General features: G+C 39.6%; 13 protein-coding genes. 4 read left to right on the plus strand and 9 right to left on the minus strand.

Going from position 1 to position 13542, the window contains the following annotated elements:
- Positions 1-10 precede the first annotated feature (10 nt).
- Entirely contained in the window at positions 11-769 is a 759-nt protein-coding gene (gene udp, locus RDV53_RS04205; RefSeq protein ID WP_032822476.1) for a uridine phosphorylase, read from the plus strand.
- A 46-nt stretch (positions 770-815) separates the two neighbouring features.
- Here the strand turns inward: udp and RDV53_RS04210 are convergent, their stop codons facing one another.
- From RDV53_RS04210 to RDV53_RS04235, 6 genes are all read right to left on the minus strand, one after another.
- Positions 816-1631: a shikimate 5-dehydrogenase gene (locus RDV53_RS04210; protein ID WP_005695009.1), complete on the minus strand. Its 816-nt coding sequence runs from the start codon at positions 1629-1631 to the stop codon at positions 816-818.
- Positions 1632-1762: 131 nt separating this feature from the next.
- Positions 1763-2362, minus strand: a complete 600-nt coding sequence (locus RDV53_RS04215) for a hypothetical protein (protein ID WP_005695010.1) — start codon at positions 2360-2362, stop codon at positions 1763-1765.
- 76 nt (positions 2363-2438) lie between these two features.
- Entirely contained in the window at positions 2439-3236 is a 798-nt protein-coding gene (gene cysE, locus RDV53_RS04220; protein ID WP_005695011.1) for a serine O-acetyltransferase, read from the minus strand.
- Between the two features lie 9 nt (positions 3237-3245).
- Positions 3246-4253, minus strand: a complete 1008-nt coding sequence (gene gpsA / locus RDV53_RS04225; RefSeq protein WP_005695012.1) for an NAD(P)H-dependent glycerol-3-phosphate dehydrogenase — start codon at positions 4251-4253, stop codon at positions 3246-3248.
- Between the two features lie 54 nt (positions 4254-4307).
- A complete protein-coding gene (gene secB / locus RDV53_RS04230; protein ID WP_005695013.1) occupies positions 4308-4817 on the minus strand; it encodes a protein-export chaperone SecB in 510 nt (169 codons plus the stop codon).
- A gap of 9 nt (positions 4818-4826) precedes the next feature.
- Positions 4827-5273, minus strand: coding sequence for a rhodanese-like domain-containing protein (locus RDV53_RS04235; RefSeq protein WP_005695015.1), 447 nt, complete (start codon positions 5271-5273; stop codon positions 4827-4829).
- A 249-nt stretch (positions 5274-5522) separates the two neighbouring features.
- Here RDV53_RS04235 and ansB point away from each other — a divergent pair, with 249 nt between their 5' ends.
- From ansB to RDV53_RS04250, 3 genes are all read left to right on the plus strand, one after another.
- A complete protein-coding gene (ansB, locus tag RDV53_RS04240; protein WP_005695016.1) occupies positions 5523-6572 on the plus strand; it encodes an L-asparaginase 2 in 1050 nt (349 codons plus the stop codon).
- A gap of 155 nt (positions 6573-6727) precedes the next feature.
- Positions 6728-8029 carry an anaerobic C4-dicarboxylate transporter gene (locus RDV53_RS04245; protein WP_005695017.1) on the plus strand — a complete coding sequence of 434 codons (1302 nt, stop codon included), beginning with the start codon at positions 6728-6730 and terminating at the stop codon, positions 8027-8029.
- A 124-nt stretch (positions 8030-8153) separates the two neighbouring features.
- Entirely contained in the window at positions 8154-8789 is a 636-nt protein-coding gene (locus tag RDV53_RS04250; RefSeq protein ID WP_005695018.1) for a hypothetical protein, read from the plus strand.
- Between the two features lie 52 nt (positions 8790-8841).
- On the opposite strand, the gene RDV53_RS04255 is transcribed toward RDV53_RS04250, so the two are convergent.
- The 3 genes from RDV53_RS04255 to RDV53_RS04265 form a co-directional block, all read right to left on the minus strand.
- Complete coding sequence (locus tag RDV53_RS04255; RefSeq protein ID WP_005695019.1) at positions 8842-10365, minus strand: YfcC family protein; 1524 nt, start codon at positions 10363-10365, stop codon at positions 8842-8844.
- A 210-nt stretch (positions 10366-10575) separates the two neighbouring features.
- Complete coding sequence (locus tag RDV53_RS04260; protein WP_005695020.1) at positions 10576-11811, minus strand: MFS transporter; 1236 nt, start codon at positions 11809-11811, stop codon at positions 10576-10578.
- The gene (locus tag RDV53_RS04265) at positions 11765-13540 is read right to left on the minus strand and encodes an ABC transporter ATP-binding protein (protein WP_032822474.1); all 1776 of its coding nucleotides are present in this window, start codon (positions 13538-13540) and stop codon (positions 11765-11767) included. The genes RDV53_RS04260 and RDV53_RS04265 overlap by 47 nt, the downstream gene beginning before the upstream one ends.
- Positions 13541-13542 lie beyond the last annotated feature (2 nt).

Consider the following 13542-nt stretch of genomic DNA (forward strand, 5'->3'; position numbering starts at 1 on the left):
GGAGATTATTATGTCTGATGTATTTCACTTAAACTTGACTAAAGCACAACTGAAAGGTGCCACATTAGCTATCGTGCCAGGGGATCCTGCACGTAGCGAACGTATTGCTAAAAAACTTGATAACCCTGAGTTTCTTGCAAGTACACGTGAGTTCACTTCTTGGTTAGGCTATTTAAATGGTCAACCGGTGGTGGTGTGTTCAACCGGTATTGGTGGCCCTTCTACATCTATCTGTGTGGAAGAGCTGGCTCAGCTTGGTGTGCGTACATTTTTACGTATTGGCACAACAGGTGCGATTCAACCGCATATTAATGTGGGCGATATTCTTGTTACAACGGGTGCAGTTCGTCTTGATGGTGCAAGCCGTCACTTTGCGCCAATTGAATATCCAGCGGTAGCAAATTTTGAATGTACCACTGCACTTTACAATGCAGCTAAAGAAAAAGGTATTGAGCCATTTGTAGGAATTACAGCCTCTTCAGATACCTTCTATCCAGGTCAAGAACGTTATGATACCTACAGTGGTAAAGTATATCGTGATTACCAAGGCTTGTTAAAACAATGGCAAGATCTCAATGTGATGAACTATGAGATGGAATCAGCCACATTATTTACGATGTGTAATGCCCTTGGCTTACGAGCAGGTATGGTAGCTGGTGTGATTGTAAACCGTACACAACAAGAAATTCCAAATGAAGCCACCATGAAAGATACGGAAGATAAAGCAGTATCTGTGGTGGTGGAAGCAGCAAGAAAATTGTTAGCGTAAAACTCAGATAAAAAGAACCGCACTTTTTAGAAGTGCGGTTTATTTTTTAACTATTTTTTCGAGCAAAAGCGGCGGCTTCGGCGATTAATTGGTCATCAGGTCGAATGCCTGTGTAGAGCTCAAATTGTTCAACAGCTTGTAGCACAATCACTTCTGCACCAGAAATCGTTTGTTTCCCTTGCTGTTGAGCAAATTGGATAAATGGTGTTTCAGCAGGAATCGCCACCACATCAAAAGCGGTTTGAGCTTGTTGAATAAGATTTTCAGGAAAGGCGAGATTAAATTCTTCTTTTCCACCTTTCATCCCAATTGGCGTAACGTTGACTAAAATGTCTGCCGATTGATTGCCTAAAGATGGGATATATTCATAGTCATAAAGTGCGGCTAAATTTTTACCTGTTTTTTCATTTCGAGCAAAAATCTTAAGATGCTCAAATCCACTGTTTTTAAAGGCTGCGACGACGGCTTTTGCCATACCACCACTGCCTTGTACAATCACTCTACTCTTTTTATCTAATTGATATTCTTCGATAAGTTTAACAATGGCAATATAGTCGGTGTTGTAAGCACGAAGAAAACCTTGATCATTCACAATGGTATTCACAGACTGAATGGCTTGTGCAGAAGGGGAGATTTCATCTAAAAATGGCATGCAGCTTTCTTTAAAAGGCATTGAAACGGCACAACCTCGAATACCAAGTGCACGAATGCCTTTGACGGCGCTTTCAATATCCGTGGTAGTAAAGGCTTTATAGATAAAATTAAGCCCGAGTTTTTGATATAGATAGTTATGGAATGTTGTGCCAAAATTGCCCGGTCTGCCTGAAAGGGACATGCAAAGTTGGGTGTCTTTGTTAATCATTTTGCTTCCTTAAATTTATAAATAACGCTTCCTGAAATTTTCTGAAATTGTAGATTGCAAAGGCCTTAATAAATAACTTAAGAATATCTACCTGCTGCTAAAGGAACAATATCAAATTTTTATTATCTCTATTATATTATATTAAAGTTTGGGTGGTATATATGATACTTTAATAAAGATACTGGGTGACGTATTACGCTAAATAGCACAAAAAGTGTAAAGAATGTCCCAGTATAAATTATATAAGTTAAGGATAACAACCATATTACGTTATCCCTGACAAATAATGTATTGGTTTTAGATTCTTCAAGATCCCAATTATATATGTATGTTAAAAACACACACATCGTTACAAGAAGCAGAGCTGATATAATAAAGCCAAGTTTAATTAATATAGTTTTTTTTACACTTTTCTCTATTACCCTTCCACTATTAATAATTTCATTTTCCGACGAGTAAGTGAGCTTCAAAGTTAATGCTAGATAAATAGCAAACAGTGGAGCAATAATCATCGACAAATTTGAGATTATTTCAGATTGAAAGGAGTATATATGAGAATATACTCCTCTTCCCTTGACTAAATATTTATCGATAAATATTTCAAAGTTAGTTATTGGAACATCGTTAAAAAAAATAATTACAGATATGAATAATAGCAAAACAAATATGAAGCTATACGTAAAAAAAAACTCATTCATCGAAAGTTGTGGATATTGTTTATCTTCTATCATATTGCTTCCTTTTACTCTCAAAAAAATGTGAATCTCGTCACAATAAGTTTAAGTATTTGTTAAGTATAGTAACTTTTTAAATATTCAAATTTATATCATCATCAATAAAATATTGATTCATTTCAAATGCCGGTTTTGCTGCTTTGTCTTTGCCGACAATACGAGCAGGTACACCTGCTGCAGTGGCATATTCAGGCACAGGTTGAAGTACAACAGAGTTGGCACCAATTTTGGCATATTTGCCCACTTCGATATTACCGAGAATTTTTGCCCCTGCTCCAATCATCACACCTTCTCGTACTTTTGGATGGCGATCGCCGGATTCTTTACCTGTACCACCGAGGGTAACACCTTGTAAGATAGACACATCATTTTCAATTACCGAAGTTTCGCCGACAACAATACCAGTAGCGTGGTCAAACATAATGCCGTGCCCAATTTTGGCCGCAGGATGAATATCCACATCGAAAGCCACTGAAATTTGATTTTGTAAATAAAGTGCGAGTGCTTTTCGATTTTGGTTCCACAAATAATGGGTAATTCGATAGCTCTGAATAGCGTGAAAACCTTTTAGATAAAGCAATGGTGTGGACCACAATTCCACAGCAGGATCGCGGTGGCGCACAGCTTTAATATCACAAGCAGCACAGTCAATGATATTGGGCTCGGCCTGATAGGCTTCTTCAATAATTTCACGTAGCGAAATTGCCGGCATGATCGGGTTAGCCAGTTTATTTGCAAGTAAATAACTCAAGGCACTGCCAAGATTTTGATGTTTTAAAATGGTGGAATGGAAAAAGCTTGCGAGCATTGGTTCGCATTCTGCTAATTCTTTTGCCTCTTGGCGAATGTGTTGCCATACTTCTAACGTCATTTTTTCTCCTTATTCGCCTTTTCGTTCACGACCTAATAAGCTCAGTGCGACTTCTTGTGCACTTTTACCACAAAAGAGCATTTGGTAAATTTGTTCTGTAATCGGCATTTCCACGTCTTGTCGTTGCGCCAATAAATAGGTTTCTTTGGTGTTATAAAACCCTTCCACCACCTGACCAATTTCATCCATGGCTTGTTGGCTATCAGTCCCTTTGCCAAGCATTAAACCAAATCGACGGTTACGGGATTGGTTATCGGTACAAGTGAGCACTAAATCACCTAAACCAGACATGCCCATAAAGGTTTGTGTATTCGCTCCCATGGCTACACCTAAGCGAGTAATTTCCGCAATTCCACGGGTAATCAATGCCGTTCTGGCATTGGCACCAAATCCCATACCATCTGAAATACCTGCGCCAATCGCAATTACGTTTTTAATGGCGCCACCTAATTGAACGCCAATCATATCTTGGTTTACATACACCCGAAAATGCTGACTGCAATGAATTCGCGCTTGAAATTCTAAGGCAAACTTTTCATTACGAGAGGCAAGGGTAATCGCTGTTGGTAAACCTTGAGCCAATTCTTTCGCAAAAGTGGGACCTGAAAGCACTGCGGTTGGAATTGCTTTACCTAAGGTTTCTTCCACTACTTCTTGTAGTAATCGGCCAGTGTTACGTTCTAATCCTTTAGTTGCCCAAATTAAACGATGATCAGGTTTTAAGTGCGGTCGAATTTTTAAGAGAATTTCGCCGAAAGCATGGCTTGGCACCACAATTAAAATGTCTTTCGATTGCTCAAGCGCCGTTTTCAAATCCAATTCTAAATGCAAACTTTCTGGAAATTCAATATCAGGTAGAAAACGGCGATTTTGACGTTCCTGTTGCATTTGATTAATGTGCTCGGGATTGTGCCCCCAAAGATAGGTTGGAGAGCCATTGCGAGAAAATGAGATAGCGAGTGCTGTTCCATAAGAACCGCAACCAAGAATGGTAATTGGAGATTGGGATGGGTTCATTTCAATCAACCTTTAAAATAAAAGGGCAGACGGTATCGCCTGCCCTTATCACAATTAATGTTGGGTTTCCTGATTTTCTTCCGCTTCGGCTGCTGCTTGCTGCTTGTTCATGTAATCAATGAACAACGCATCGAAGTTTACTGGAGAAAGGTTTAATGCCGGGAATGTACCGCGATTTACTAAGTTAGAAATCAATTCACGTGCATAAGGGAAAAGCATATTTGGGCATTGAGATGTTAAGCAGTGTGCCATTTGAACATCTTCTAAACCGCTGATTGTAAATACGCCAGCTTGTTTTACTTCACAAATAAACGCCACATCACCAGAGTCTTCCATGGTGGTTTCTACGTTGATGTTTAACGTGACTTCGTATAAATCTTCACCCACTTGAACGGCTTCAGTGCTTAAATCAAAGCCGAGTTTTGGTTTCCATTCTTGGTGGAAAATATGAGGAAGATTTGGTGCTTCAAAAGAAACATCTTTTACATAAATACGTTGAATTTGAAGTACTGCTTCTTGTTGCTCTTCAGCTGCTACTTCAGGTTGTTGATTTTGTTCAGACATAGAGGATCCTTACTTATGTTTTTTTACTAATGGTAAATTTGCACCCGCCCAAGCCGCTAAACCGTCTTTTAACACATAAACTTTTTCAAAGCCTTGTTTGGTTAAAAGTTCTGCGGATGTAGCAGAAGAAACACCGTTAACATCCACAATGATAAGCGGTTTTTCTTTGTGATGTTCAATTTTGCCTACATTTTGATTTTTAATTTCAGTTGGAAGCAAGTTGACGCTACCAATGATATGGCCGCGTTGGAATTCATCAATAGGGCGTAAATCAATCACCACGGCTTCTTCATCGTTCATTAAGCGAACCGCTTCAGGGTTGGTGATGACGCGATATTTTTGTGTCGCACTTTTAAAAAAGGTGAAAAGTGTCATAAAAAGGACAGCAAACCATGCGATCGTTAAAAAAGTGTGTTTTTGAGCAAATTCAATTGCTTGAGGAATAAATTCTTGCATGTTGTTCTCAACTTAATTTTGATAATGAATAAGAGTTTATCTTCAGATGAAATAAGGCTTTAAGTATAACCGCACTTTAGTTATCTTTCAAAAAAATTATCAAGGAAACGCAACGTTGGCGAAAGCTTATACAATCGGATCAATAAAAATGTGATCGGGATCATAAATATCTTATCTTTGTGTTTATTCTACGCCTAATTAAGTAGAGAATAGCCAAACTTAGATGATTAAACGTGAAAGGAGACGCGCATGAAATTAAAAAAATTAACGGCACTTATGATGCTCGGATTCGGTTTTTCGGTCGCACAAGCTGCGGAATTACCTAATATTACAATTTTAGCAACGGGCGGCACTATTGCCGGAAGTGGTGAAACTGCAGTTTCTTCTGCTTATAAAGCAGGGCAACTCAATGTTGACGCATTAATTGATGCGGTGCCTGAAATTAAGCAACTCGCGAATGTAAAAGGTGAGCAAATTGTAAAAATTGGTTCACAAGATATGAGCGATGATGTGTGGTTAAAATTAGCAAAAGCGATTAATGCACAATGTAAAGATACCGATGGTTTTGTGATTACTCATGGTACCGATACCATGGAAGAAACCGCTTATTTCTTAGATCTTACCGCGAAATGTGAAAAACCAATTGTATTAGTGGGGGCAATGCGTCCTGCGACAGAAAAAAGTGCGGATGGTCCGTTAAACCTTTATAACGCCGTCGTCGTGGCAACGGATAAAAAATCATCTGGTCGCGGTGTATTAGTGGCGATGAATGGTGAAGTATTAGGTGCACGTGATGTGACTAAAATGAGTACCACTGCGGTGCAAACGTTCCATTCTCCAAACTATGGTACCTTGGGTTATATCCATAACAGTAAAGTGGATTACGAACGCTCACCTGAAAGCAAACATACTGTAAACACACCATTTAACGTAGATAAATTAGACAGCTTACCGAAAGTAGGCATTGTTTATGCTTATTCTAATGCACCAATTGAGCCATTAAATTCATTATTGGATGCGGGCTATCAAGGCATTGTTTCTGCAGGTGTGGGTAATGGTAACGTGAATGCAGCCCATTTAGAACGTTTAGAAAAAGCGGCGAAAGATGGTGTTGTGGTGGTTCGTTCATCTCGTGTGCCAACCGGTTACACAACACGTGATGCTGAAGTGGATGATTCTAAATATGGTTTTGTGGCTTCAGGTACATTGAATCCGCAAAAAGCACGTGTGTTATTACAATTAGCCTTAACACAAACAAAAGATCCAAAAGTGATTCAACAATACTTTGAGGACTTCTAGGAAAGTCATTGAAAGTGCGGTCAGAATTTGAATCAAATTTTAACCGCACTTTCGGATAAAATAGATTAATCCAATTAATAAATATAGATAATGCACTAGTTTGTTGTTAATATATGTTCCGGAATTATTTTTAAAATTAATATGGAGAAAATATTATGATTTGGGCTCAACTTTTAGTCGTCCTACTCTTTATTTACCTAGGGGCTAGATTAGGCGGTATTGGTATCGGTTTCATGGGGGGGATGGGTGTTGTTGCACTTTCACTACTTGGCTTAAAACCGGGTGCTATTCCGTTTGATGTAATTTCAGTTATCATGTCTGTAATCATGGCGATTGCGGCAATGCAAGTTGCGGGTGGTATGGATTTCTTAGTAAAAATGGCTGAAAAAATCCTACGTAAAAATCCAAAATACATCACTTTCCTTGCGCCAACGGTGACTTATTTTATGACTGTACTTGCAGGTACTGGTCACACCGCGTTCTCAACACTTCCAGTGATTGCTGAAGTGGCAAAAGAACAAGGCATTCGTCCTTCACGTCCACTTTCTATTGCGGTTATCGCTTCACAAATTGCGATTACAGCGTCTCCAATTTCTGCTGCGGTGGTATTTCTTTCTGCTGAATTAGAGAAAAACTTTGGTTTAAGTTACTTACAATTATTAGGTATTTGGATCCCAACTACTTACGCAGCATGTATGATTACTGCGGTGATTTGTAACTTCCTTGGTAAAGATTTGAAAAATGATGAAATTTACCAAGATCGTCTCGCGAAAGGTTTAATTACTATGCGTGGCGAAATGCAAATTGAGATCAAACCTTATGCAAAACGCTCTGTCGCAATTTTCCTTATCGCGATTTTAGTGGTCATGCTTTATGCCACTGCAATCAGTAAAACAGTTGGTTTAATTCAAAACCCAATTCTTTCTCGCGATAACGCCATTATCTCTTTCATGCTTGCGACTGCAGCGATTATCACTATGGCATGTAAAGTGGATACTGCAAAAATTACTAATGCAGCAACCTTTAAATCAGGTATGTCAGCGGTAATTTGTGTACTTGGTGTGGCATGGTTAGGTAATACTTTTGTTGAAGGTCATATCGATCAAATCAAAGCGGTATCAGCCGAGTTCTTACAACAATACCCTTGGAGTTTAGCGGTAATCTTGTTCTTCGCAAGTACCTTACTTTACTCACAAGCCGCAACTGCAAAAGCATTATATCCAACTGCAATTTTATTAGGCGTTTCGCCGGAAGCAGCAATTGCAGCATTTGCCGCAGTATCAGCATTATTCATTCTTCCTACTTACCCAACCTTAATTGCGGCAGTAGAAATGGATGATACTGGTTCAACTCGTATCGGTAAATACGTATTTAACCACCCATTCTTAGTGCCTGGTGTGATTGCAATTGCTTTATCTGTTTTATTCGGTTTCTTAATGGCGGGTGCAGTTTTATAATCTCCCATTAAGCTAACATAAATGAAAACCATCTTGTCTACGGATAAGATGGTTTTTTAATGGGGAACTTCTTCTCACTGTGATACTCTAAAGGGCAACCTATTTTTATATATAAGGAAAACCAATGAAGTTATTTAAAATCCTTTTTGCTGCATTAATTGCTTATGTGCCAACAGCATGGTCTGCGGTGGATTATAATATTAAATACAGTTCCAATTATTTAATGCCGGCGTATGTGCATTTTAAAGCTGATGGCTCACAGTATTCAGTCAATGCGAAAATTAATATTCCGTTGTACAACATTGTGTTTACTTCTCGTGGTTCACAAACCGCGAGCCAATTTAAAATGGTGAATTATCAAGATGTGCGTAATGGTAAACCTTATGCCATTTCTAAAATTTCACCAACAACCATTGAATACGGTAAAGTGAAAAATGGGTTAGAAACCGAACCGTTAACATTACCGACTTTTGACTTATTCACCATGGCATTTCAGTTGAGCTATTACGATAAATTGCCAACCAGTTTCCAAATCACAAATGGTAAAAAACTTTACCCAATGGAAAATGTGAATGTGAAGAAAGTGGAAAAACAGATCCAATATAACAAGCAAACTGTCACTGAAATCACTTATTCATTTAAAACAGGTAATAAGGATATTATGGTGAAGAAATTCTCAGGTGAACAATTTCCACGTTATATCAAATACACCAGAGATAGTGATGATTATGAGTTAGAGTTTGATGAGTTTGTCAAATAGCATCAGATGATAAAAAGAAGCCACGCAATTGCGTGGCTTTTTATTTTATTGCTTATTGCGCATACATAAATACTTGAACAAGGAGAAGTATCGATGAAATAACAAATTGGCAACCTACGATTGGCATGACAAATTTCAACCATTTATTGAATGGGATGCCAAGCATTTGTAATGTAACAAGGACTAATCCTGTTGGCGCAAGGAACAACATAATATATTGCCCCCAGTTGTAAGCCGATACCACGATATCTCTTGGAATGCCAACAGTATCAGCTAGCGGAGCCATAATTGGCATAGCGAGCACGGCAAGACCTGAAGATGAAGGTACAACCAATCCTAAGAAAATGAAGACAATGAGTTGGCCGATAATAAAGATTCCGCCATTCATTCCAGCGACAAGGTGTGTCATACAATCGAGGATGGTGTCAGAAATCATTCCCTGTTCTAGAATGATATTAACTGCTCGAGCTAACCCGATAATCAATGCAACGCCGACTAATTCAGAAGCTCCGTGAGTAAACCCATTTACGACATCTTTTTCAGGCAATCCGCTGATGAACATAATAATAATGGTTATGGCTAGGAAGGAAGCCGCCATTTGAGGGAACCACCAACCGCCAAACATCACACCCCATACCATGAGAGGAAAGGCAGCGCTAAATAGAATCAGAATCAGTTTTCTTCTAAAGGTAAATTCAACCTTAGCATCCGGATCGATATCTTTCATATAGAGATCATAGAAGGCTTGGCGATCATCATAGGTATAAGAAAACTCAGGATTGGCACGTAGTTTTTTACAGTACCAATACATGTAAGCAATCACACAGGCTCCACCAAGAATCAGACCCAGTGTACGAAATCCCATCCCTTCAGTGAATGGAATCCCTGCAGCATTTGAGGCAATGACAACGGAGAATGGATTGATTGTAGAGAATGCCGTTCCCATTGAGGCAGCGAGGAATATGGCACCAACACAGACAATAGAATCATAGCCTAAGGCTAAAAAGACAGGAACAAGAATTGGGTAGAAGGCTACCGCTTCTTCTTCAATCCCGCAGGCAGTACCGCCTAACAGCATTAACACGCAGACAGCAAAGACAACAGAGAATTCATTTCCTTTCGTTTTCTTGGTAAGAGACATTAATCCGGCATTGAATGCTCCTGTTTTGTTTATCACACCAATCATTCCACCGAGTATGAAAATAAAAATCATAATATCCGCGACTTCAATGGTGCCATCCACCATGGCGTGAATCATATCAGTAATGCCTTTTTCGTGTTGTTCAATGCGTTGATAGGTATCGGGGATAGCAATCGGCTTTTTGATAATGCCGTTGGTGAAATGAGAAAGTTGAATTTTGATATTGAGTTGATTAAGGGTTTGCTCTGTTGCTGGATAGCTTTGATCGGGAATTCCGTGGGTTTTGACAATAAAATGATTTTCGGTGGTGTCGTAGGAAAGTTTAGAGTAGGACCCTGAGGGAATAAGCCAAGTAAGACCAATAGCAATAAGAAGAATAATAAAGAGAATGCTAAATGCGGAAGGGAATTTCATCTTTTTCTTTGATGCTTCCATTATGGAGAACTCCTTGTGTTCGGATTAATCAATAAGCCGAGCGCATATTCTACACAAAGTGAGCAAAAAAACAAAGCGTGATTTTTAAAAGAATGCGATAATATCGGGGTGGGCAATCGTTTACATGAATTAAATTTATGTGGTGAGATTTAATTTAAAATTGATTTATTTAGAAGAATAAGAGGTATATAGCATTTCATCATCACACTCTTATGATTTTTGATTGTAGTTCTTAAAAAAGTACCAAATAGCAAATGCAATGGTTGCCACAATCCAATATACCGTAACGTATCCCCATGTATTGATCAATCTGAGTGAAATAAAACCAGCTAAATATGCGCCTAGTAATGCAACAGAAAATTGTAGTGAACTATCCAATGTAGCATAAGCTTTAGATGAATAGTCAAGGATAATAGCCAGCAAGCACGGCACAAGTAATGCGTAAGTAATACTTAATAATAAGATTGGTACAGCGATAAGATAAGGAAAATCTGTGCCGACATATTCAAATAAAATAAATAAGCAGAAGGCAAAAATTTGGCTAAATAATACCCATTGGGTGACGGAAAATCGAGAATATTTTTTGAGTAATAGGCCGCTGAGTGGAGCAAAGGTGATAGCACAAAGGGGTTCGAATACGGAAAGTAATAGCCCAATGTGTTGGCTTCTCCAGCCCAAGGCATTTAGGCGTGGGATGAAACTGCTGACCACCATGCCACTGGGAATAAACACGAGCAACAATAATATCAGCCAGCTGAGCGGAATGTGCGGTTGTCGCCAAAAGTGAAAAAAACGCGTGAATAAAAAACGCAATGGCGGATTTTGCGATTCAGCCGCAACTGTAGGTTCGGAATATAGGCTGATTTGTAGGATCAGCAGTAGCGCAAAAACACTGATTAAATCCACCGCACTTTGCCAGCCGTAATGATGATAAATCAGTAACACCAAACCGCCGCCAAGCATTTTACCCACGCGTCCTGCGATCACCTGAATAACACCGCCAAAGCCACGTTGCTCAAAAGGCAGGATGGCACACGTCAGCCCCAACGCCGCACAACCGAAAAATAGACTGCTTAGGTTCAATAGCACACACGCCACCATAAGCAGTATAAAATCCCGTTGCGGTTGGATGAAATGCAACATGAATAGGGCAATAAAAATGATTAGCGAGGAAAGGCATAACCAACCGCGAAACTGCCCAATACGCTTGAGGCGATAGCGTTCAATTAACGGTGAAATGATGAATTTCGCCATTTCTATTCCACCAAGCAAATAGAACCAACTAAGCTGTTTAAGATCGAACCCCATCTCTTTTAACATGGTGATCAGGCCAATCATATAAAACGCCACTAAACAGAATTTAAAACCGGAGGTAGTGGCAAGGAGTGCCCAATCCTGTTTAGTGAGTGATGTTGCCTTGTTGTTGATATTGCCAAAATGCTGCATAACGTCCTTTTTGTTCTAAGAGTGTTTGATGCGTGCCTTGTTCGGCAATGCAGCCGTTTTCCAACACATAAATGCAATGCGCTCCCACAATAGTGGAAAGTCGGTGAGCGATAATCAACACGGTTTTGTCTTTAACCAGCTGATCCAGTGCTTTTTGCACTGCCAGCTCATTGCGGGTATCCAACGATGCTGTCGGTTCATCTAAAATGAGAATCGGCGCATCTTTTAAAATCGCGCGGGCAATAGCAAGTCGTTGCTTTTCACCACCGGAAAAATTACTCCCAATTTCATTAACTTGCGTTTGATACCCTAGTGGTAATGCCTGAATAAAATCATGGCATTGGGCAAGTTTACAGGCGTGAATCACCTCTTCATCGGTAGCATTGGGTTTTGCCATTCGGATGTTATTTAATACGCTGTCTTGGAATAAATACACGTCTTGAAACACCACAGAAATTAAGCACATGAGTTTTTCTTGACTAACATCCCGAATATCGACACCGCCGATCGTAATTCGCCCTGATTGCGGATCAGCATAACGCAACAACAAGCGGAGTAATGTTGTTTTACCACAACCGCTAGTGCCTACAAAAGCATTGAGGCTGTTAGGTTTTATATCCAGATTAATGTCATTTAGGATAGTTTTTTCGGTATTGTAACCAAAGCGGACATGCTCATAACGAATGCGATAATCTGTGGGTAATCTGCTGCTATGATTTTCCATCAATTCAGGCAATGCCATCAGTTTTTCAAATTTCTCACAGCTGATTACAAAAATTTCTAAGAGTGAAGACATTTGCACAAAGAAGTTCAATACATCCGAAATTCGTGCAATTAAAATCAGCACCGTGGCTAACAATACCCAATGGGCGCTACCGGAAATCACCCAAAATGTGCCAACAATCAATACGGCAATCAGACTGAATTGAATGCTTGAGGTAATAATCAAATTCGGGCGTTCGCCTTTTTTAGTGCCGATGCGTTGAATGTTGGCGACATCTTCAATCACACGGTTGAAAATATGTTGTTTGTTTTCAGTCTGCCCTGTTGATTTCAGAATTTCCAAGCCTTGCACAAATTCAATGGTTTCGCCTTTAAGTCGTTGATTAGCTTCTGCCAAAATACTAAATCCACGACGAAAAGCTTTTCTTCGCCATAAATAAAGTGGCACGATAAGCGGAAAAATAATGAAGATCAACAGCCCAAAGCGGTAATCAAAGAAATAAAGACAAAGGGCGGCAGACACCGGTGTTACGATGCCGTAAATTAGAATACTAATTAAACTGAATGCGTAATTCGTCGCTTCATTAATACTTTGGATGGCAACGGCACTGAGTTCGCCTGCACGAAATCCACTGAGGACGGCAAGAGATACGCGGCGGAGTTTTTCGCCCAGTTGACGTCTCAATTGATATGTCGCCAAAAATGAATCGCCTTTAGTGTCATAATATTCCGCCCAAATGCGGAAAAGGAGGCTGGTGACTAAAAGTCCGCCACACAAAACACTCCAAAAAATGACCGCACTTTGCCCTGCTTCAGTTTGTTCTAATGCCAAAAGCAGCGGATACAGCAAACCGATAGCCACGCCGAATAAGGTTGCAGACAGTGCCGCAAAAGCGAGACAGCGTAAGAATGCGCTTTGTTGCTGTTGGGCGGCGACAAATAAGGCGTGATAAGTTTGCCACAGGCTTTTTACGCGTTGAGTTTCGGGATTAAAGTAAGATTGCATAA

It is taken from the genome of Haemophilus parainfluenzae ATCC 33392 (assembly GCF_031191205.1).
GTDB lineage: Bacteria > Pseudomonadota > Gammaproteobacteria > Enterobacterales > Pasteurellaceae > Haemophilus_D > Haemophilus_D parainfluenzae.

Excerpts from the sequence above, each read along its gene's own strand:
- ansB (WP_005695016.1), top strand. The coding sequence starts at position 5,523 with ATGAAATTAAAAAAATTAACGGCACTTATGATGCTCGGATTCGGTTTT.
- RDV53_RS04260 (WP_005695020.1), bottom strand. The coding sequence starts at position 11,811 with ATGCAGCATTTTGGCAATATCAACAACAAGGCAACATCACTCACTAAA.
- cysE (WP_005695011.1), bottom strand. The coding sequence starts at position 3,236 with ATGACGTTAGAAGTATGGCAACACATTCGCCAAGAGGCAAAAGAATTA.
- RDV53_RS04245 (WP_005695017.1), top strand. The coding sequence starts at position 6,728 with ATGATTTGGGCTCAACTTTTAGTCGTCCTACTCTTTATTTACCTAGGG.
- RDV53_RS04235 (WP_005695015.1), bottom strand. The coding sequence starts at position 5,273 with ATGCAAGAATTTATTCCTCAAGCAATTGAATTTGCTCAAAAACACACT.
- RDV53_RS04255 (WP_005695019.1), bottom strand. The coding sequence starts at position 10,365 with ATGGAAGCATCAAAGAAAAAGATGAAATTCCCTTCCGCATTTAGCATT.
- RDV53_RS04250 (WP_005695018.1), top strand. The coding sequence starts at position 8,154 with ATGAAGTTATTTAAAATCCTTTTTGCTGCATTAATTGCTTATGTGCCA.
- secB (WP_005695013.1), bottom strand. The coding sequence starts at position 4,817 with ATGTCTGAACAAAATCAACAACCTGAAGTAGCAGCTGAAGAGCAACAA.
- gpsA (WP_005695012.1), bottom strand. The coding sequence starts at position 4,253 with ATGAACCCATCCCAATCTCCAATTACCATTCTTGGTTGCGGTTCTTAT.
- udp (WP_032822476.1), top strand. The coding sequence starts at position 11 with ATGTCTGATGTATTTCACTTAAACTTGACTAAAGCACAACTGAAAGGT.
- RDV53_RS04215 (WP_005695010.1), bottom strand. The coding sequence starts at position 2,362 with ATGATAGAAGATAAACAATATCCACAACTTTCGATGAATGAGTTTTTT.
- RDV53_RS04265 (WP_032822474.1), bottom strand. The coding sequence starts at position 13,540 with ATGCAATCTTACTTTAATCCCGAAACTCAACGCGTAAAAAGCCTGTGG.
- RDV53_RS04210 (WP_005695009.1), bottom strand. The coding sequence starts at position 1,631 with ATGATTAACAAAGACACCCAACTTTGCATGTCCCTTTCAGGCAGACCG.